Consider the following 18119-nt stretch of genomic DNA (forward strand, 5'->3'; position numbering starts at 1 on the left):
TTGCCCAACCCTGCTGTCTCGCCATTCGGAATATCAACTGCATAAGGTCTACACCACGTGAGTGGACTAGACCTCTTCCGGGTCCAGGGCCCACACTGTCTCCGTGAGACATGTCATCGCCCTCGACGTGGGCGGCACCGGGATGAAGGCCGCCCTGGTCGGCGCGGGGGGTGAGCTGCTGCACCGGGCGCGCCGGGCCACCGGCCGCGAACGCGGACCCGACGCCGTGGTGGAGTCGATCCTCGCCTTCGCCGCCGAACTGCGCGCGCACGGCGAGCACCACCTCGGCGAACCCGCGGCCGCGGCGGGCGTCGCGGTGCCCGGCATCGTGGACGCCGACCGCGGCGTCGCCGCCTACTCGGCCAACCTCGGCTGGCGTGACGTGCCGCTGCGCGATCTACTCAGCCGCCGGCTGTCCGGCGCGCCCGTCGCCCTCGGGCACGACGTGCGCACCGGCGGCCTCGCCGAAGGGCGCCTCGGCGCGGGCAAGGGCGCCGACCGCTTTCTGTTCGTCCCGCTCGGCACCGGCATCGCGGGCGCCATCGGGATCGAGGGCCGGGTGGAGGCCGGGGCGCACGGCTTCGCGGGCGAGATCGGCCATGTCGTCGTACGGCCCGGCGGGGCCCCCTGCCCCTGCGGCCAGGCCGGCTGCCTGGAGCGCTACGCCTCCGCGGCGGCCGTCAGCGAGGCCTGGGCCGAGGCGTCCGGGGACCCGGAGGCCGACGCGGCCGACTGCGCACGGGCCGTCACGTCCGGGGAGCCGAACGCCGTCCGGATCTGGCAGGAGGCCGTGGACGCGCTCGCCGACGGCCTGGTCACCGCCCTGACCCTGCTGGACCCGCGCACGATCATCGTCGGCGGGGGACTCGCCGAGGCGGGCGACACCCTGTTCACGCCGCTGCGGGACGCCGTCCGGCAGCGGCTCACCTTCCAGAAGCCGCCCTCGGTCGTCCCCGCGGCGCTGGGGGACACCGCCGGATGCCTGGGCGCGGGACTCCTCGCCTGGGATCTCCTCGACACCACTGACCGCTCGGAGGTAACCGCCTGATGGCCCCCAGCAAGGTTCTCGCAGGTGCCCGGGTGGTACTGCCCACCGGGATCGTGGACGACGGCCGCGTCGTCGTGGAGGGCACGCGGATCACCGACACCTCCCCCAAGGACTCCGACAGGCTCCGTCCAGGGGGGACCCCCATCCCGGACGCGGAGACCGTCGACGTACGGGGCCACTGGCTGGTCCCGGGCTTCGTCGACCTGCACAACCACGGCGGTGGCGGGGCGTCCTTCTCCGGCACGGCCGAGGAGGTCCTCACGGCAGTCCGCACCCACCGGCTGCACGGCACCACCACCCTCGTCGCCTCGACCGTCACCGACGACATGGACGTCCTCGCCCGGCAGGCCGGACTGCTGTCCGAGCTGGCAGAGCAGGGCGACATCGCCGGGATCCACTTCGAGGGGCCGTTCATCTCGCCCTGCCGCAAGGGCGCGCACTCCGAGAAGCTGCTGCGCGACCCGGAGCCGGCGGAGGTCCGCAAGCTGATCGACGCGGCCCGCGGCCGGGCGAAGATGGTCACGCTGGCCACCGAACTGCCCGGCGGCATCGACTCCGTGCGCCTGCTCGCGGAGCACGGCGTGATCGCGGCGATCGGGCACACGGACGCGACCTACGAACAGACGGTGGAGGCCGTCGACGCGGGCGCCACCGTCGCGACGCACCTGTTCAACGCCATGCCGCCGCTCGGCCACCGCACCCCGGGGCCCATCGCGGCGCTCCTGGAGGACGCGCGGATCACGGTCGAGCTGATCGACGACGGCACCCATCTGCACCCGGCCTCCCTCCAGCTGGCGTTCCATCACGCGGGCGCCGCACGGGTCGCGTTCATCACGGACGCGATGGACGCGGCGGGCAGCGGCGACGGGCGGTACATGCTCGGCCCGCTGGAGGTGGAGGTGACCGACGGGGTAGCACGTCTGGTGCAGGGCGGATCGATCGCGGGCTCCACGCTCACCCTGGACCGCGCATTCCGGCGGGCGGTCACCGTCGACCGGCTGCCGGTGCAGGACGTCGTCGCCGCCGTCTCGGCCAATCCGGCCAGGCTGCTGGGCGTCTACGACCGGGTGGGTTCCCTGGAGCCCGGCAAGGACGCCGACCTGGTGCTGCTGGACGAGGAGTTCGCCCTCAAGGGGGTGATGCGCCGCGGCGCATGGGTGGTCGATCCCCAACTGGGATGATTCATCCGTTTGTTGGTGCACGGCGGTCGATCCGGGGACTGGGCCGACCGCCGACTCATTTGGCATGATCGAGCCTCCGCACACCGCCGACGGCGGGCGCATCCTGGGATTCCGCACGCGGGGAACCGCCGTGCGCAACCACCGGACACGCCGTCACGACATTCGAGGGAGGTCCCCAGGTGATCCTGACGGTCACGCTGAACACCGCTCTCGACATCACCTATCGCGTACGGGCGCTCAGGCCGCACACCGCGCACCGGGTGACCGAGGTGACCGAACGGCCCGGCGGCAAGGGCCTGAACACGGCCCGGGTGCTCGCCGCGCTCGGCCACAAGGTGACGGCCACGGGCTTCGCGGGCGGCGCGACAGGCCGCTCCCTGAAGGACCAGCTCACCCACACGCCCGGGGTCGTCGACGCGCTCGTCCCGGTGGCGGGCTCGACCCGGCGCACCGTCGCGGTGGTCGACGAGAGGACCGGCGACACCACCCAGCTCAACGAGCCGGGCCCAGTGATAGCGCCGGCCGAGTGGTCGGCCTTCCTGGACGTCTACGCGGACCTGGTGCGCTCGGCGACGGCGGTGGCTCTGTGCGGCAGCCTGCCGCCGGGGGTGCCGGTGGGCGCGTACGCCCAACTGGTGCGCACCGCACGGGCGATGGGGGTCCCCGTTCTGCTCGACACCAGTGGGGAGCCGCTGCGCCGCGGGGTGGCGGCCCGCCCGGACATCGTCAAGCCGAACGCCGACGAGCTGGCCGAACTCACCGGCTCTCACGAGCCGTTGCAGGCCACCCGGGACGCCCGTAGGCGCGGGGCGCACACGGTGGTCGCCTCACTGGGCGCGGAGGGCCTGCTCGCCGTGAACGCGGAGGGCCGCTGGCGGGCCGTGCCGCCGCGCCGGATCCCGGGCAACCCGACGGGCGCCGGCGACTCGGCGGTCGCGGGCCTGCTGTCGGGCCTGGTGGAACACCTGCCCTGGCCGGCCCGTCTGGCCCGGGCGGTGGCCCTGTCCGCGGCGACCGTCCTGGCCCCGGTGGCGGGCGAGTTCGACCGCCACGCCTACGAGGAGCTGCTGGACCGGGTGGCCGTCACCGGTGAGGCGACGGCCGCGTGACGCCCTGGTTCTTGGACCAGCCGTCGCGTGACGTCGGCTAGTTCTTGGACCAGCCGTTCGTCAGCCAGAGCTGGTCGAGGTTGGCGTTGCACTGGTTCCCCTGCTCGCAGGAGATCCGGATCGTGTTGGTGCCCTTGTTGAGCTGGATGTAGTTGTAGGTCTTGGTCCAGCCCTTCTCCCAGTCGCCCTGGGGCGCTTGGGCCCAGTTCGCCAGCTTCAGGGGGCTGTCCAGCGGTGTGCCGTTGATCGTGAGGGTGGCGGTGGCGTCGACGCCGGGCACGCCGTAGCCGGTGTGCAGCGTGTACTTGCCGTTCGCGGGGACGTCCACGCTCCAGGTCACGGCCGCGCCGACGGCGTTGAAGCCGGCCACATAGATCCCGCCGTCCGCCTTGGCGCCCTTCACGTCGGAGGCCGTGGTCGTGCCGCCCTCCAGTCGCAGGGCCTTGGCGTCGATCTTGGGGAGTTCACCGGCGGCCGCGGAGGCCGACGACGACGCGCTCGGGGAGCCGCTCTGCGAGGTGGTGGGGCCGCTCGACGCGCCGCCCGCCGTGTCCTTCTTGTTGCCGTTGCCGCCCATCATGGCGACCCCGATGCCGATCACGACCGCGGCGACGACCGCGATCGCGCCGATCAGCAGGCCCTTGGTGTTGGGGCCCCGGCCCCGGCCCCCGCCGCCCGGTCCCGCCGGCGCCTGCCGGGTCGTGGGGGCGCCGCCCGGCTGGGTCTCGGGCGCGGCGTAGTGCGCGTTCGGCTGGCCGTAGCCCTGCTGCTGGGGCACCTGCCCGTAGGCGGCCGTGGGGGCCTGGGCCTGCGGCTGGCCGTACTGGCGCTCGCCGACCGCGCGGACTCTGTTGACGGATCCCGGGTAGCCGTAGCTGCCGGTCGGCGGCTGGGCGCCGTTGGCCTGCCCGTCGGCGTAGAGGTAGCCGAACGGGTCCTCGTCCTCGGGCGTGCTCGCGCCGTTGTTGCCGGGCGTCATCCCTAGGTCTCCTCAACAGGTGCGGGTCAAGATGCGTATGTGGCTGAATGGCGAGCCTACCCGCTTCACGGGCACCGCACGGCTGTTCTTCCCATCACCCCTGCACTGAGCTGGGTCTATCCCGCGCGTCGATGCTGTTTGGGACGAGATCGTTTCTCCACGTACATCCGTTCGTCAGCGGATTTCAACACTTCGTCCGCCGTCATTCCGCAGTGGGCCCAGCCGATGCCGAAACTGGCGCCGACGCGCATGGCGCGGCCGTCCACCCGGATCGGCTGGATGATCTCGTTGCGCAGCCGTACGGCGAGGTCCTGGGCGTCGGCCTTGCCGAGTCCGTCCGCGAGGACGACGAACTCGTCGCCGCCGAGCCGGGCCACCGTGTCCCCGTCGCGCACGCCGCGGCTGAGCCGCCGGGCGACCTCGATGAGGACGGCGTCACCCGCGTTGTGCCCGAAGCGGTCGTTGATCGACTTGAATCCGTCGAGGTCGCAGAAGAGCACCGCGAGCCCCTTGGTGCCGTCGTCGGTGTCCCGGTCGGGGGCGACGGAGTGCACATGGTGGTCGAAGGCGTCGAGGGGCCCCGGGCCGGTGTGGAAGTCGAAGGCGTGCCCGCTCCCGTCGTACGCCGCCGGGTGATCGGTCTCGTACGCGGCGTAAGCGGCGTCCAGCGACTCGGCCGCGCCCGGCGGCAGGGACTGCGGCCGCTGGCAGATCCGGGCCGACAGCCGGGAGCGCAGCTCGGCCGAGTTGGGCAGACCGGTGAGCGAGTCGTGGGAGGCGCGGTGCGCGAGCTGCAGCTCACGGCGCTTGCGCTCCTCGATGTCCTCGACGTGGGTGAGCAGGAAGCGGGGCCCGTCGGCGGCGTCCGCGACGACGGAGTTGCGCAGGGACACCCATACATAGGTGCCGTCCCGCCGCCCGAGCCTCAGCTCGGCCCGGCCGCCCTCGGCGGAGGTGCGCAGCAGGGTGCCGATGTCCTCGGGGTGGACGAGGTCGGAGAACGAGTAGCGGCGCATGGCGGAGGCGGGCCTGCCGAGCAGCCGGCACAGGGCGTCGTTGGTGCGCAGGATCCGCCCGTGCTGGTCGCCGCCCATCTCGGCGATGGCCATGCCGGAGGGGGCGTACTCGAAGGCCTGCCGGAAGGACTCCTCGCTGGCCCTCAGGGCCTGCTGCTCCCGCTCCAGGCGGACCAGGGCCCGCTGCATGTTGGCCCTCAGCCGGGCGTTGCTGATGGCGATGGCGGCCTGGAAGGCGTACATCTGGAGCGCCTCGCGACCCCAGGCGCCGGGCCGCCGCCCGTTGCGCGGGCGGTCCACGGAGATGACGCCGATCAGCTCGCCGGGGCCGCCCTGGACGCCGGGCGTGTACATCGGCGCGAAGAGGCGGTCGGAGGGGTGCCACTCGTCCTCGAAGCGGGGCTCCGGGCCGTCGGTGTACCACTGCGGGACGTCGTCCTCGTCGAGGACCCAGCCCTCGGTGTGCGATATGAACCGCAGATCGCCCCAGGCCTCGCCCATGGACAGCCTGCGCTCCCAGGAGGCGCGGGAGCCGACGCGGCCGGTGATGAGCGCCTCGGCCGCGGAGTTCCCGGCGAGCGCGGCGACGACGAGGTCGCCGTCCTGGCGTACGAGGTTGACGGCCGCCAGCTCGAAGCCGAGGCCGGTGACGATGCCGTCGGCGACGGTCTGCAGCGTGTCCGCAAGGCTGCGGGCGGTGTTCATGTCCGCCATCACCTGGTGCAGCTGCCGCAGGGTGGCCAGGCGGACATACGGCTCCGACTCGGCCTCCATTCGCCCCCTCCCCTCGAGGTCTCGCAGCAACTCCAGGGATGCTTCGGCGTCCTACGGTTCTCTCGGTCGTCCTCGGTGCGCTACTCGGAGTACTCCGGGTGTAGCGTCATGCAGCGTCCCCGCCACTGAATCACAGCGCGCTGCTCACTAGGTACACAGGGTCAACAAAATAAGGCCCCTGTGACTCAAGTCACAGAAAAAGATGAACAATTGAGTAGGGATTCCGCGCTTTTTCGACGCATTCCACGAACACAATTCGTCACTGCATGCAGACACTGTGATCATACGTGCCAACTGAGCGTGCCCGGAGTCACGTTGGGATCATGAGGAACGGCCGGACCTTCCGCCGTCTCGGCCGCCGGACCTAGGTCCCGCCTCGGCCCCGGGCCCGATGTGGCGCCCGGCGGGTGCCTACTAGCGTTCCTGTGTGCTGAACACTCCGCTCGCCCCGCCGCTGACCGCCGTCCCGCCCACCTCCGGGCATCCTGAGGGGGTGAGCAACGACGAGTTCCGCGCGGCCATGTCCCGGCTGGCCACGGGCGTGGTCCTGGTGACCGCGCACGAGCCCGCGCTGGACCCGGAGGGGCCCAGCGGCGAGGACGTCGGGATGACGGCCAACGCGTTCATGTCGGTGTCCCTGGACCCGCCCCTGGTGCTGGTCAGCCTGCGCGAGGACTCCCGGATGGACGACCTGCTCGCCGAACAGCCCCTGTGGGCCGTCTCGGTACTCACGGAGAGCCAGCGGCACATCGCGGGCCGCTTCGCGATGAAAGGCCGCATCAGCGACCGGCTCCTGTTCGAGGACCTCGCCCACACCCGCGGGGAGGCCTCCGGCGCACCGCTGGTCGGCGGCGCGCTCGCGACCCTGGAGTGCCGCACGGAACAGCGCGTGCGGGCGGGCGACCACACCCTGGTGATCGGCCGGGTCCTCACGGCGCAGGTGCCGAGCGCGGAGGGCGGGCCGCTCCTGTACTTCCGGGGGCGGTACCGCCACCTGGGCTAGCGTTCAGCCCCAGTCCCGGCCGGTGCGGCCGCGCTTGGTCTCGCCGCGCCGCTTCTTCTCCCGCAGCCGGCGTTCGTTGATGCCCCGGGGGATCCGGGTAGGCGTGCGCGGCTTCGGCGGCGGAGCCGTCGCCTCCGCGAGCAGGGAGGCCAGGCGTACGGCCGCGGCCTCGCGGTTGCGCCACTGCGAGCGGTGCTCCGAGGCGCGGACGGTGACGACGCCGTCGACGAGCCGCCCCGCCAGCCGGCGCAGGGCCCGCTCCTTCCACACCTGCGGCAGCGCCTCGGTGCGCGCGAGGTCGAAACGCAACTCCACCTGTGTGTCGCTGGTGTTGACATGCTGTCCGCCGGGCCCGGAGGAGCGCGAGAAACGCCACATCAGCTCGGCCTCGGGAAGCGAGACGGAGCCGCGGATGACGTGAGGACCGGACATGACGTCCATGTTCCCGGCTCCACCGGGTCCGCGTCACCCGGATTTCCCACGGAAGGTAAAAAAGGTAAAGAGACCCGGAACCATATGTACCCCTCTTGGCGTTCCTATGGGTGGCGGTAGCTTCATCCGCACACGTACCGAGGGAAGGGACTCCCAACAATGGCTGTAAGCCTGTCCAAGGGTGGCAACGTCTCGCTCACCAAGGAGGCTCCGGGCCTGACCGCCGTGACCGTGGGCCTCGGCTGGGACGTCCGCACCACCACCGGCACGGACTTCGACCTGGACGCGTCCGCGATCGCGGTCAACACGCAGGGCCGGGTCTACTCGGACCAGCACTTCGTGTTCTTCAACAACAAGCAGACCCCGGACAACTCGATCGTCCACACCGGTGACAACCGCACGGGTGAGGGCGCGGGCGACGACGAGGCGATCAACGTCAACCTGGCGGCGCTGCCGGCCGACATCGACAAGATCGTCTTCCCGGTCTCCATCTACGACGCGGAGTCCCGCTCCCAGAACTTCGGCCAGGTGCGCAACGCGTACATCCGCATCGTCAACCAGGCCGGCGGCCAGGAGATCGCGCGCTACGACCTCTCGGAGGACGCGGCCACGGAGACGGCCATGGTCTTCGGCGAGCTCTACCGCAACGGCGCGGAGTGGAAGTTCCGCGCGGTCGGCCAGGGCTACGCCTCGGGCCTGGTCGGCATCGCCCAGGACTTCGGCGTCAACGTCTGACGCCGGGAACGCTCGTCCCGGAGCCCCTCGTCCGCGGTGCTGCGCGGCCGGGGGGCTCCGGTCGCCTCCCGGGCCCCGGACACCCGCGCGGGATACGTTGACGTCCGTGATCCTCCAGCCCCTGCGCCTCTCCGCCGACCACGACATCCCGGCCCCGCTGCTCACCGAACTCGCCGCGCTGTACGCCTCCCACCGCGCCTACCACGCCCTCAGCGGCGACTTCCCGGACCCGGACGACATCCGCCCGGAACAGGTGGCGACGGCACTGGCCGACGAGTTGGCGAACCCGGACGTGGAGGTCCTGCTCGCCCGCGCCCAGGGGCGCCTGGTGGGGATCGCGATCACCCTGGCCCGCCACCCCGACCCGGCCGACCCGGACCCGTGGATCGGTCTGCTGATGGTGGACGCGGCCCTCCAGCGACAGGGGTACGGCCGACGCCTGGCCGTGCTGGTCGAGGAGCGCCTGCGCGCCGAGGGCCGGACCGCCGTACGCCTCGCTGTCCTGGACGGCAACACCCGTGGCCTCGCCTTCTGGAGGTCGCTCGGCTACGAGACCGTCGCGCACCGCCCGGACCTCCAGAAGGGCCGCCCCTGCACCGTGCTCCGCAAGGCGCTGCGGCCCGCCTGAACCGGGCCGCCCGGGTTCGGCCGCTACGGATGCTGCGGTTTCCCGTCCCCGTACAGCCAGTCCCGCCAGATGGGGGCGAAATCCTTGTGCGGGGCCTTCTTCTCCACGTACGCCGTGAAGTCGGCCGTGGACGCGTTGCCGTGACGGTGGGCCGCCGCCCAGCCCTGGATGATGTCGTAGAAGGTGTCGTCGCCGACGGTCTGCCGGATCTTCTGCAGGACCATCGCGCCCCGCTCGTAGACGGGGCTGTCCGAGACATGCGCGGCACCCGACGGCTTCGCGGGCGGGAACGCCCAGATCGCCTTGTCCTGGTCCGCGTCGTCGTAGTAGTCGCCCCGGTAGAGCGAGTCGAAGGTCTGCTGGGCCGTGTCACCGCCGTGGTCCTCGCGCCACAGCCACTCCGCGTAGGTCGCGAACCCCTCGTTGAGCCACATGTCCCGCCAGCTCTCCGGGGTGACGGAGTCGCCGTACCACTGGTGGGCGAGCTCGTGGACGAGGGCCTCGGTGTCGGGCGCGCCGGGGAAGACCGGGCGGTTCTGGGTCTCCAGGGCATAGCCCGCGGCGCCCTCACGGGCGACGACCGCGCCGGCGGAGGAGAAGGGGTAGGGACCGAAGTTCTCCTCCTCCCACTCCATGATCTGCGGTATCCGCGCCGACACCTCGCGGCTCGCCTCCGTCTGCGTCCGGTCGACGGCGACATACACGGGCAGACCGTTCTTCAGGGTGGAGCGGGTGACGGTGAAGTGCCCGATCGCCACCGTGGCGACGTAGGTCGCCATCGGCTCGGAGGTGTGCCAGGCGTAGGTGGTGCGGCCGTCCCGGGTGGTCTCGCGCGCCGGTTCGCCGTTGGAAACGGCCTGGAGCCCCTCGGGGACGGTGATCGCGATGTCGTACGTCGCCTTGTCGGACGGGTGGTCGTCGCCGGGGAACCACGCCATCGAGCCCGTCGGCTCGCCGAGCGCCAGGGCGCCGTCGTCGGTCCTGAGCCAGCCCTCCTTGGAGCCGTCCGGGTCGGTGACGGTCTCGGGTGTGCCGGAGTAGTGGACCGTCGTGCGGAACGTCTCGCCCCGGTCGAGGTCGTCACGGGGGCGCACGGTCAGCTCCTGTCCGGCGCGGTTCCAGCGGGCGCCGTGGCCCTCGACGGTGACGCTGCCGACGTGCATCCCCTGGAGATCCAGGTCGAAGGCGGAGAGGTCCTCGGTGGCGCGGGCCGTGATCACCGCCGTGCCGGTGAGCCGGCGGTGCTCCGGGTCGTAGGCGAGGGTCAGGTCGTAGTGCGTGACGTCGTACCCGCCGTTGCCCGCACGCGGGAAGTACGGGTCGTGCAGCCCGAGACCGCCGGGTGTGCCGTGCACCCCGCCGCCGCAGGCCGTGAGCGTGACGGTCAGCAGCACGGCGGGGACAAGACGTATGAACCGGGACACGCGCGCGATCTTACGGGGCGGCCCCCGGGCGCGGGACGGCCCACGGCGTGACACCATCGCCCCCGTGCTCGACATCGGCTACGCCCTCTCCAACCGCTTTCCCGACCCCCCGCAGACCGACTACCGCCGCGCGGACGTCCACGCCCTGCGCCACGACCTGTTCTGCGGTGACGTCTATCTCGCCGACACCAAGGCGGACCGGGAGTTGTCCACAGCCTGGGGATGGGTGCCGGTGCTCGACTTCGCGTGGGCGCTGTGCGACATCGTCGAACTGCTCGACCGGGACCCGCTCGGCAGCCGCGCGGCCCGGCCGCAGCAGGCGGAGCTGGACTTCACCGAGTCCACCGACCGGCTGCTCTTCGAGCGGCGCTTCGGCTGGGTGGACATCGAGGCGGAGTGGCTCCCGGCGTCCGAGCCCCCGCTGACCTTCTCCCACACCGAACTGCGGCGCGAGGCCCGGGACTTCCTGCACGACCTCGTCGCCGATCTCACCGACCTGCACGAGGACCTCGCGGACAACCCGGCGATCTGGACCCTCCAGTCCCGCTTCCCCCGCCTCGGCTGAGCCGCCGGGCGCTACGGACGCCGGACGTCCCTGGACAGCGGCGTCCCCCGGGTCCCGTGCGCCGGGGCCGCGGCCCTGACGGTCACCCACGCGACCAGCCCCGCCAGCAGCATGACGCCCGCCGCCCACCAGATGGCGACGGTGTAGCCGTGGACCACGCCCTCGCGGACGACCAGCGGCCTCCGGGCGGGGTCGGGCAGATGCGCGGCGAGGTACGCCGTGGCACTGCTCGTGGCGATCGTGTTCAGCAGCGCGGTACCGATGGAACCGCCCACCTGCTGGGAGGTGTTGACGGTCGCCGACGTCACCCCCGAGTCGCGCGGCGCGACATCGGCGGTGGCGGTCGCGAAGACCGGCATGAAGGTCAGGCCCATCCCGAGTCCGAGCAGCACCAGTCCGGGCAGGATCGCGGTCGTGTAGTCCGAGTCCACGGTGATCCGGGTGAGGATCGCCATGCCGCCCGCCGCCAGCAGCAGGCCCGGCACGATCAGCAGGCGCGGTGCCACCCGGGGCAGCAGACGGGCCGAGATCTGCGTCGAGCACACGACGATCGTCGCCGTCAGCGGCAGATAGCCGAGGCCCGTGCGCAGCGGCGAGTAGCCGAGGACGACCTGCAAGTAGTAGGTCAGGAACAGGAACAGCCCGAACATGCCGATGACGGCCAGGGTCATCGTCACGAAGCAGCCCGCCCGGTCGCGGTCCCTGACGATGTGCAGGGGCAGCAGCGGCTGCGGCGCTCTGGCCTGCCACCACACGAACGCGCCGAGGAGCGCCGCGCCGGCCGCGAACAGGGCGAGGACCAGCGGGTCGGTCCAGCCCCGCGGCTCGGCCTCGCTGAACCCGTAGACCAGCGTGACGAGTCCCCCGCAGCCCAGCAGCGCGCCGGGGACGTCCAGCCGGGCGCCCGGGTGGCGCGGCCCCGCGGGCAGCAGCACCAGGCCGCCGACGACGGCGCAGACCGCGATGGGCACGTTGACGTACAGACACCAGCGCCAGTTCAGATACTCGGTCAGCAGCCCGCCCGCCAGGAGCCCGATCGCCGAGCCGCTGCCCGCGAGCGCGCCGTAGACGCCGAAGGCCCTGCCGCGCTCCCCGGGACGGGTGAACGTGGTCGTGAGCAGGCTGAGCGCCGACGGGGCCAGTACGGCGGCGAAGGCGCCCTGGAGCGCGCGGGCGCCGAAGAGCATGCCGGACGTGGTGGCCGCGCCACCCAGCGCGGACGCCGCGGCGAAGCCGGCCAGTCCGGCCACGAAGGTGCGTCTGCGGCCCGCCAGGTCCGCGATCCGGCCGCCGAGCAGGAGGAGCCCGCCGAAGGCCACGGTGTACGCGGTGATCATCCACTGTCGGTTGCCGTCGGAGATGCCGAGCGCGCGTTGGGCGGACGGCATCGCGATGTTCACGATCGTGGCGTCCAGGACCACCATCAACTGGGCGAGCGCGATGATCACCAGGGCCCACCAGCGGCGGGGGTCATCCGTGTCGTCGAGGCCCGCCGGCTCGCCCCTCGGGATGACGCTCACCCCGTCAGAAGACCATGGATCGGCAGGCCTCGCATCTTCGGCCTGCGCGCGCCCTCGAAGCCGCTCCGGGCTGGCCCTTGGGGGTGTCGTCGCAGGTGGGAGGGATTGTCTGTGGCGGGGTGCAGCATGGGGGCATGGTGCGGAACGATCGGGTGGTGAAGCCGGCGCGGCGGCCGGAGGTGCGGCTGCCGGAGCTGGTGGCGTTCACGGACGGCGAGTTGACGCCGGACGGGGACTACGACGGGCTGGAGTTCCGGGACACGGACCTCGCCGGACAGGACGGCGGGGGTGCCCGGTTCCTGGACTGCGCGCTGACGGGCTGCGCGCTGGACGAGACGCAGTTGCACCACGCCCGCGTGGTGGACTCCGTCCTGTCGGGGATACGGGGCGTGGGCACGGACCTCGCCGAGGCGAGCCTGCGCGACGTGGAGCTGGTGGACGCCCGGCTCGGCGGGACGCAGCTGCACGGCGCGGTGCTGGAGCGGGTGGTGGTGCGCGGCGGGAAGATCGACTATCTGAATCTGCGCAGGGCGAGACTCAAGGACGTCGTCTTCGAGGGCTGTGTCCTGGTCGAGCCGGACTTCGGGGGCGCCCGGCTGGAGCGGGTGGAGTTCGTGGACTGCGTGCTGAAGGGGGCCGACCTCACGGCGGCGACCCTGGTGGACGTGGATCTGCGCCGTGCGGCGGAGCTGGACATCACCCGCGGGGCCGACCGGCTCTCGGGCGCGGTGATCAGCCATGCCCAGCTGCTGGACCTGGCGCCCGTGCTGGCGGCGGCGTTGGGCCTCCGGGTGGCCGAGGGCGCCTGAGCCCACGGGGCCCGGTGACTAGACCTGCTTCCCCAGGTCGGCCAGGGCCCCGTCCGTCAGGCGGTACACGGTCCACTCGTCCTGCGGGCGGGCGCCCAGGGCCTCGTAGAAGTCGATGGCGGGGCGGTTCCAGTTCAGGACCGACCACTCCAGGCGCTCATAGCCGCGGGCGACGCAGATCCGGGCCAGTTCCGTCAGGAGCGCCTTGCCGTGGCCGCCGCCCCGCGCCTCGGGACGTACGTACAGGTCCTCCAGATAGATCCCGTGCACGCCCCGCCAGGTGGAGAAGTTCAGGAACCACAGCGCGAAGCCGACGACCTCGCCGCCCTCCTCGGCGACATGCGCGTACGCCGCCGGGCGGTCGCCGAACAGGGCCTCGCGCAGCTGCTCCTGGGTCGCCCGGGCCTCGTCGGGCGCCTTCTCGTACTCGGCCAGTTCACGGATCAGAAAGTGCAGGACGGGGATGTCGTCCGGGGTGGCGGTGCGGATCATGGGCGCAGTGTCACACGGCGGGGACGGGATCCGGCAAGCGCCGTCTCCCACCGTCCCCGCCTTCCGCGCCGGTCGGTGCGGATTTCGCAGGTCGTTCAGTGCCGCCCGGCCACCCGGTCCGCGAACTGTGCCAGCTTCGACGACTCGGCGGCCGGAGCGGTGAGTTCACGCCGGTCTGCCGCTCGGTAGGTGGTGTACATGCCGTGCACGCCGAGCCAGCGCAGCGGCTCCGGCTCCCATTTGCGGACCCGGTGGTTCACCCACGGCAGCTCGGTCAGATCGGTCCCGCCGGCCTGGCCCGAGTCCTGCTGGACGAGGTCGCGGAGGGTCCGCGCGGCGAGGTTGGCGGTGGCGACGCCCGAGCCGACGTAGCCGCCCGCCCAGCCGAGCCCCGTCGCACGGTCCAGGGTGACCGTGGCGCACCAGTCGCGCGGCACCCCGAGCACGCCCGACCAGGCGTGCGCCACCCGCACCCCGGCCAGCGACGGGAAGAAGCGGACAAGGATGTCGTGCAGCGCCTCGACGGTGGCGGGCTGCGTACGGCCGTCGTTGTCGGTGCGGGAGCCGAAGCGGTAGGGCACACCGCGGCCGCCGAGCGCGATCCGGCCGTCGGCGGTGCGCTGCGCGTACATGTACGCGTGCGCCATGTCGCCGAGCGCCTCGCACCCCTCCCAGCCGATCTCGGCCCACTGGGCGTCGGTCAGCGGCTCGGTCGCGATCATGGAGGAGTTCATCGGGAGCCAGGTGCGCCGCTGTCCCTTCAGCGACGCCGTGAACCCCTCGGTGCAGCGCAGGACATAGGGCGCGCGGACCGTGCCGTAGGGCGTCACCGCGTGCTTGGGGCGGATCTCGGTGACCGGCGTGCCCTCGTGGATCGTCACACCGAGCGCCTCGACGGCCGCCGCGAGGCCCTTGACCAGCTTGACCGGCTGCAGCCGCGCTCCGTGCGGGGTCCAGGACGAGCCGACCGCGTGCGCGACCCTGATCCGTTCGGCGGTCCCCCGTGCGCCGTACAGTTCGCGGTCCTTCTCGCCGAAGGACAGCTCGTGCTCGTGGAACGCTTTCAGCCGGGCCAGCTGGGCGGGGGTGTACGCGACCTCCAGGACGCCGCCGACGCGCACATCGGCGTCGATCCCCTCCTCCTCGGCGGCCCGGACGACCTCGGCGACGGTCTCGTTCATCGCCTTCTGCAGGCGTACGGCGGCCTCGTGGCCGTGCAGTCGCGCATACCGGTCGCGGCCCGCGATGCCGTTGTAGAGCCAGCCCCCGTTGCGCCCGGAGGCGCCGTAGCCGCAGAACCTCTGCTCCAGCACCGTGATGCGCAGGAAGGGGGCCGCCTTCTTCAGGTAGTAGGCGGTCCACAGACCGGTGTAGCCGCCGCCCACGATCACGATATCGGCGGTCGCGTCCCCGGCCAGGGGCTCCCGCGGGGCAGGGAGGCCGTCGTCGGCGTACCAGAAGGAGATGCCGCCGTTGACGACACCGCTCGCTGCGCTGTTCATGGGGCGGACGTTAACTCCTGAGGGCGGCCAGTGTCTCCTTCGGATTCCATGCTTTTCCGCGGCTCCGGGTCAGCGGATAAGAGCCGAGACCGATCAGGACCGAGATGAGATGTCCGAAATCGGTGAAGGTGGGAGAGAGGACGAAGGGGACGGCGTACACGGTCAGGACGACCGCCAGATAGGCGTAACGCCAGGGCGCCGCGATCCGGTAGACGAGCACCGCGACGACCCCGGCCAGTGCGTAGCTGACCCCGATGTCCAGGGTGTCGGCGGCGGAGAGCGGGGCGACGCCCCGGCGTATCGCCTGCAGCAGGGCTCCCTCGCTGGCGAGGGTGGCCAGGACATGCGCGGCGACGCACACGGCCAGCCAGCGCGCGGTGCCCAGCCAACGCTCCGCCTGCGCGTGGAAGGCGGTGTAGAGCACGGCGTACGGCAGCCAGTGGCCGCCGTCTATCCACATCGCGCTGGTGATGAGCACGCGGGCGGGGTGGGACGACAGCTCGTGGATGTTGGTGGACCGCTGCCGCAGGAAGTCCTCCTCGACCCGCGGCGACATGTGGTGCAGCGCGACCGTGGTGACGAACAGGACCGCCAGCCAGAGGTAGGTGCCCGGGGCACTGCGGACGTATGCCGCCACTGCTCCGAGTCCACGCCTCAGCCGTATCACCGGGTCCACATACGCCAGTATGGGCGGCCCCGCGATCGACGTGCCCGGCGAGCCGGCCGCCCCCCGTGCCGGCGCGGGCCCACCGCCCCCGCTCTCGCACGCGCGTTCACCATGACACGCCACCGGATGGCCGACCCGGCTTTCTATCCTCCATAAGGGGTCATAGCGTACAGAATATGACGAAACGCCATATCGCCGGTCTGGCGTGCCCGGCCGCGCTCGTCGGGTCGGGACACCCGCCGGCGGACCCGGAGAGGAAGGACGGCACATGACGACCGCGACCCCCGCCCCACCGCCGTCCATGCGGCTGAGGGAGCTCGTGTTCGGGGCGGCCTGTGCCGCCGCGATCCGCGCCGCCGCCCGCCTGGGCGTCGCCGACGCGCTGGGGGACAGCCCCATGAGCGCGGAGGAGCTCGCCGCCGCGGTGAAGACCGAACCGCGCCCGCTGCGACGGCTGCTGCGCGCCCTGTGCTGCTACGGCGTCTTCACCGAGCACAAGGACGGCACCTTCGAGCACACCGAGATGTCCCGGCTGCTGCGCGAGGACGACCCGGGCAGCCTGCGCTCCATCTCCCTGTGGTGCACCGAGCCCTGGACCTGGGCCGCCTGGCCGCGGCTGGACGAGGCGGTGCGCACCGGCCGGAACGTCGTCCAGGACCTGTACGGCAAGGAGTTCTTCACCTATCTGCACGAGGACGCCCCGGAGTCGGCCGACGTCTTCAACCGGGCCATGACCACCTCCAGCGAGCAGTCGGCCCGGGACGTCGCGGCGTTCCTCGACCTGACGGGGTGTGCGTCGGTCGCGGACATCGGCGGCGGCCAGGGACATGTGGTGGCGAGCCTGCTGGAGAAGTACCCCTCGATGCACGGCACTTTGCTGGATCTGCCGCCCGTGGTGGCGAACGCCGTGCCCCGGCTGCGCGGGCAGGGGGAGTTCGCCGACCGGGTGACCATCGTGCCCGGCGACTGCCGGGTGGCGATCCCGGTCCGGGCCGACGTCTACATCATCAAGAACATCCTGGAGTGGGACGACGACAGCACCGCGCGAACGCTGCGCAACGTCGTCGAGGCGGGCGGACCGAAGGCGCGGGTCGTGGTCATCGAGAACCTCGTCGACGACACGCCCTCGATGCGGTTCAGCACCGCCATGGACCTGCTGCTGCTCCTCAACGTGGGCGGCGCCAAGCACACCACCCGGAGCATGGTAGACCGGCTGACCGCCGCGGGGCTGGTCATCGAGGAGGTCCGCCCGGTCAACCCCTATCTGCACGCGTTCGACTGCACCGTCCGCGCCTGACCCGCCGCGGCGGGCACACCACACGGCGGGCACACCGCTCACAGCACCGGTCGCCGGATCCGCGTCCATCACGCGGGGCCGGCGACCGGTGGTCGTATGGGCGGCTCAGGAGGTGGCATCCCGCTCCCAGAGGTAGAAACGCCGCGCCATCGCGTCCTTGGGCGAGCGCCAGGTCGCGGGGTCGTAGGCGCTGACGTACGCGGCGAGCCGCTCGCTGATGCCCCGGAACTCCGGATGCCCGGCCACCTTGGCGATGGCGGGACCGGGGTCCCGGTCGGCCTCGACCAGGTGCATGTACACATCGCCGAACTGGAAGAGGCTGCGCCGGGTGACCCCGACGAGATGCGGCAACTCGCCCCGGTCGGAGTCCTCGAACACCTTGGCGATGTCCGGGGCCGAGCCGGGGGCCATCCGGGCGACGATCAGGGCTTGGTGCATCGGCCTGTTCTCCGTCCGGCTCAGTCGGTGAGGGCCGGCGCGGGCCGGTTCTCGGCGGCGACCTGCTCGATCCGGTCCCGGATCAGGGCCATCTGGACCTTGGAGTTGCGGTTGATGTTGTCGGTCATCCAGGCGTCGTCGACCGGCGCCTCGGGCTTCATCTCGAAGTCCTGCGTCCACACCATCCGGGTGCCCTCGGTGACCTCCTCGTACTGCCAGCGGATGTTCATGTACGCGAAGGGGCCCGGCTCGACGCGGCGGGCCTTGACGCTGAGCGTGGGACGGTCGGTCTCCCGCTCCGAGACCCAGCTCCACACCGTGCCGTTCTCGTCGGGGTGCATGGTCAGCCGGAAGGTCGTCCGGTTCCCCTCGCGCGCGAGAACCTCGCAGGAGGCGTACTCGCTGAACAGCCGGGGCCAGTTCTCCAGGTCGTTGGTCATGTCCCAGACGAGGTCGACCGGGGCGGCGATGGTGATGGCGTTCTCGGTGTGTCCGGCCAT

19 protein-coding genes are annotated in these 18119 nt (G+C 71.9%); 9 read left to right on the forward strand and 10 right to left on the reverse strand.

Translation table 11 applies throughout. From position 1 onward, the window contains the following. Positions 1–103: 103 nt before the first annotated feature. From ACFYX0_RS13740 to ACFYX0_RS13750, 3 genes are all read left to right on the forward strand, one after another. On the forward strand, positions 104–1048 hold the full coding sequence (locus ACFYX0_RS13740) for an ROK family protein (protein WP_388970006.1): 945 nt from the start codon (positions 104–106) through the stop codon (positions 1046–1048). Next, positions 1048–2229 carry an N-acetylglucosamine-6-phosphate deacetylase gene (gene nagA / locus ACFYX0_RS13745; RefSeq protein WP_388970008.1) on the forward strand — a complete coding sequence of 394 codons (1182 nt, stop codon included), beginning with the start codon at positions 1048–1050 and terminating at the stop codon, positions 2227–2229. The genes ACFYX0_RS13740 and nagA overlap by 1 nt, the downstream gene beginning before the upstream one ends. Positions 2230–2408: 179 nt before the next feature. Next, a complete protein-coding gene (locus ACFYX0_RS13750; RefSeq protein WP_355907262.1) occupies positions 2409–3338 on the forward strand; it encodes a 1-phosphofructokinase family hexose kinase in 930 nt (309 codons plus the stop codon). A 37-nt stretch (positions 3339–3375) separates the two neighbouring features. Here the strand turns inward: ACFYX0_RS13750 and ACFYX0_RS13755 are convergent, their stop codons facing one another. Both ACFYX0_RS13755 and cdgB read right to left on the reverse strand, forming a co-directional pair. Then, positions 3376–4317 carry a CBM35 domain-containing protein gene (locus tag ACFYX0_RS13755; protein ID WP_388970010.1) on the reverse strand — a complete coding sequence of 314 codons (942 nt, stop codon included), beginning with the start codon at positions 4315–4317 and terminating at the stop codon, positions 3376–3378. A gap of 116 nt (positions 4318–4433) precedes the next feature. Then, entirely contained in the window at positions 4434–6107 is a 1674-nt protein-coding gene (cdgB, locus tag ACFYX0_RS13760) for a diguanylate cyclase CdgB (protein ID WP_355907268.1), read from the reverse strand. A 427-nt stretch (positions 6108–6534) separates the two neighbouring features. Between cdgB and ACFYX0_RS13765 the strand changes: the two genes are divergently transcribed. Beyond that, on the forward strand, positions 6535–7110 hold the full coding sequence (locus tag ACFYX0_RS13765) for a flavin reductase family protein (protein WP_388970012.1): 576 nt from the start codon (positions 6535–6537) through the stop codon (positions 7108–7110). A gap of 3 nt (positions 7111–7113) precedes the next feature. Here the strand turns inward: ACFYX0_RS13765 and arfB are convergent, their stop codons facing one another. Further along, a complete protein-coding gene (gene arfB, locus ACFYX0_RS13770) occupies positions 7114–7551 on the reverse strand; it encodes an alternative ribosome rescue aminoacyl-tRNA hydrolase ArfB (protein WP_311694515.1) in 438 nt (145 codons plus the stop codon). A gap of 150 nt (positions 7552–7701) precedes the next feature. On the opposite strand from arfB, the gene ACFYX0_RS13775 reads away from it, so the two are divergent. Then, positions 7702–8277, forward strand: coding sequence for a TerD family protein (locus ACFYX0_RS13775; RefSeq protein WP_355923348.1), 576 nt, complete (start codon positions 7702–7704; stop codon positions 8275–8277). 106 nt (positions 8278–8383) lie between these two features. Continuing rightward, complete coding sequence (locus ACFYX0_RS13780) at positions 8384–8905, forward strand: GNAT family N-acetyltransferase (RefSeq protein WP_388970014.1); 522 nt, start codon at positions 8384–8386, stop codon at positions 8903–8905. Between the two features lie 23 nt (positions 8906–8928). Here the strand turns inward: ACFYX0_RS13780 and ACFYX0_RS13785 are convergent, their stop codons facing one another. Beyond that, positions 8929–10386 carry a M1 family metallopeptidase gene (locus tag ACFYX0_RS13785; protein ID WP_388970064.1) on the reverse strand — a complete coding sequence of 486 codons (1458 nt, stop codon included), beginning with the start codon at positions 10384–10386 and terminating at the stop codon, positions 8929–8931. 7 nt (positions 10387–10393) lie between these two features. On the opposite strand from ACFYX0_RS13785, the gene ACFYX0_RS13790 reads away from it, so the two are divergent. After that, on the forward strand, positions 10394–10894 hold the full coding sequence (locus ACFYX0_RS13790) for a hypothetical protein (protein ID WP_311694512.1): 501 nt from the start codon (positions 10394–10396) through the stop codon (positions 10892–10894). Positions 10895–10905: 11 nt separating this feature from the next. Here ACFYX0_RS13790 and ACFYX0_RS13795 read toward each other — a convergent pair whose 3' ends face one another. Continuing rightward, positions 10906–12414, reverse strand: a complete 1509-nt coding sequence (locus tag ACFYX0_RS13795) for an MFS transporter (protein ID WP_388970016.1) — start codon at positions 12412–12414, stop codon at positions 10906–10908. A 134-nt stretch (positions 12415–12548) separates the two neighbouring features. Here ACFYX0_RS13795 and ACFYX0_RS13800 point away from each other — a divergent pair, with 134 nt between their 5' ends. Continuing rightward, positions 12549–13223, forward strand: a complete 675-nt coding sequence (locus ACFYX0_RS13800) for a pentapeptide repeat-containing protein (protein WP_355923340.1) — start codon at positions 12549–12551, stop codon at positions 13221–13223. A gap of 18 nt (positions 13224–13241) precedes the next feature. On the opposite strand, the gene ACFYX0_RS13805 is transcribed toward ACFYX0_RS13800, so the two are convergent. From ACFYX0_RS13805 to ACFYX0_RS13815, 3 genes are all read right to left on the reverse strand, one after another. Beyond that, positions 13242–13715, reverse strand: coding sequence for a GNAT family N-acetyltransferase (locus tag ACFYX0_RS13805; RefSeq protein ID WP_388970018.1), 474 nt, complete (start codon positions 13713–13715; stop codon positions 13242–13244). A gap of 95 nt (positions 13716–13810) precedes the next feature. Further along, positions 13811–15217 carry an NAD(P)/FAD-dependent oxidoreductase gene (locus tag ACFYX0_RS13810; RefSeq protein ID WP_388970020.1) on the reverse strand — a complete coding sequence of 469 codons (1407 nt, stop codon included), beginning with the start codon at positions 15215–15217 and terminating at the stop codon, positions 13811–13813. A 10-nt stretch (positions 15218–15227) separates the two neighbouring features. Continuing rightward, positions 15228–15854, reverse strand: coding sequence for a rhomboid-like protein (locus ACFYX0_RS13815; protein ID WP_388970022.1), 627 nt, complete (start codon positions 15852–15854; stop codon positions 15228–15230). Between the two features lie 298 nt (positions 15855–16152). Here ACFYX0_RS13815 and ACFYX0_RS13820 point away from each other — a divergent pair, with 298 nt between their 5' ends. Next, on the forward strand, positions 16153–17181 hold the full coding sequence (locus ACFYX0_RS13820; RefSeq protein ID WP_355923333.1) for a methyltransferase: 1029 nt from the start codon (positions 16153–16155) through the stop codon (positions 17179–17181). 105 nt (positions 17182–17286) lie between these two features. Here the strand turns inward: ACFYX0_RS13820 and ACFYX0_RS13825 are convergent, their stop codons facing one another. Together ACFYX0_RS13825 and ACFYX0_RS13830 are read right to left on the reverse strand one after the other, a co-directional pair. Further along, on the reverse strand, positions 17287–17619 hold the full coding sequence (locus tag ACFYX0_RS13825) for a TcmI family type II polyketide cyclase (RefSeq protein WP_355923331.1): 333 nt from the start codon (positions 17617–17619) through the stop codon (positions 17287–17289). Between the two features lie 20 nt (positions 17620–17639). Next, positions 17640–18119 carry an SRPBCC family protein gene (locus ACFYX0_RS13830; protein WP_388970024.1) on the reverse strand — a complete coding sequence of 160 codons (480 nt, stop codon included), beginning with the start codon at positions 18117–18119 and terminating at the stop codon, positions 17640–17642.

The organism is Streptomyces sp. NPDC002573 (assembly GCF_042889625.1).
Lineage (GTDB): Bacteria > Actinomycetota > Actinomycetes > Streptomycetales > Streptomycetaceae > Streptomyces > Streptomyces gibsoniae.

What these genes read in the sequence shown, in the direction of transcription:
- ACFYX0_RS13805 (WP_388970018.1), bottom strand. Translation starts at nt 13,715, where the DNA reads ATGATCCGCACCGCCACCCCGGACGACATCCCCGTCCTGCACTTTCTG.
- cdgB (WP_355907268.1), bottom strand. Translation starts at nt 6,107, where the DNA reads ATGGAGGCCGAGTCGGAGCCGTATGTCCGCCTGGCCACCCTGCGGCAG.
- ACFYX0_RS13755 (WP_388970010.1), bottom strand. Translation starts at nt 4,317, where the DNA reads ATGACGCCCGGCAACAACGGCGCGAGCACGCCCGAGGACGAGGACCCG.
- ACFYX0_RS13810 (WP_388970020.1), bottom strand. Translation starts at nt 15,217, where the DNA reads ATGAACAGCGCAGCGAGCGGTGTCGTCAACGGCGGCATCTCCTTCTGG.
- arfB (WP_311694515.1), bottom strand. Translation starts at nt 7,551, where the DNA reads ATGGACGTCATGTCCGGTCCTCACGTCATCCGCGGCTCCGTCTCGCTT.
- ACFYX0_RS13785 (WP_388970064.1), bottom strand. Translation starts at nt 10,386, where the DNA reads ATGGTGTCACGCCGTGGGCCGTCCCGCGCCCGGGGGCCGCCCCGTAAG.
- ACFYX0_RS13825 (WP_355923331.1), bottom strand. Translation starts at nt 17,619, where the DNA reads ATGCACCAAGCCCTGATCGTCGCCCGGATGGCCCCCGGCTCGGCCCCG.
- ACFYX0_RS13820 (WP_355923333.1), top strand. Translation starts at nt 16,153, where the DNA reads ATGACGACCGCGACCCCCGCCCCACCGCCGTCCATGCGGCTGAGGGAG.
- nagA (WP_388970008.1), top strand. Translation starts at nt 1,048, where the DNA reads ATGGCCCCCAGCAAGGTTCTCGCAGGTGCCCGGGTGGTACTGCCCACC.
- ACFYX0_RS13800 (WP_355923340.1), top strand. Translation starts at nt 12,549, where the DNA reads ATGGTGCGGAACGATCGGGTGGTGAAGCCGGCGCGGCGGCCGGAGGTG.
- ACFYX0_RS13830 (WP_388970024.1), bottom strand. Translation starts at nt 18,119, where the DNA reads ATGGCCGGACACACCGAGAACGCCATCACCATCGCCGCCCCGGTCGAC.
- ACFYX0_RS13775 (WP_355923348.1), top strand. Translation starts at nt 7,702, where the DNA reads ATGGCTGTAAGCCTGTCCAAGGGTGGCAACGTCTCGCTCACCAAGGAG.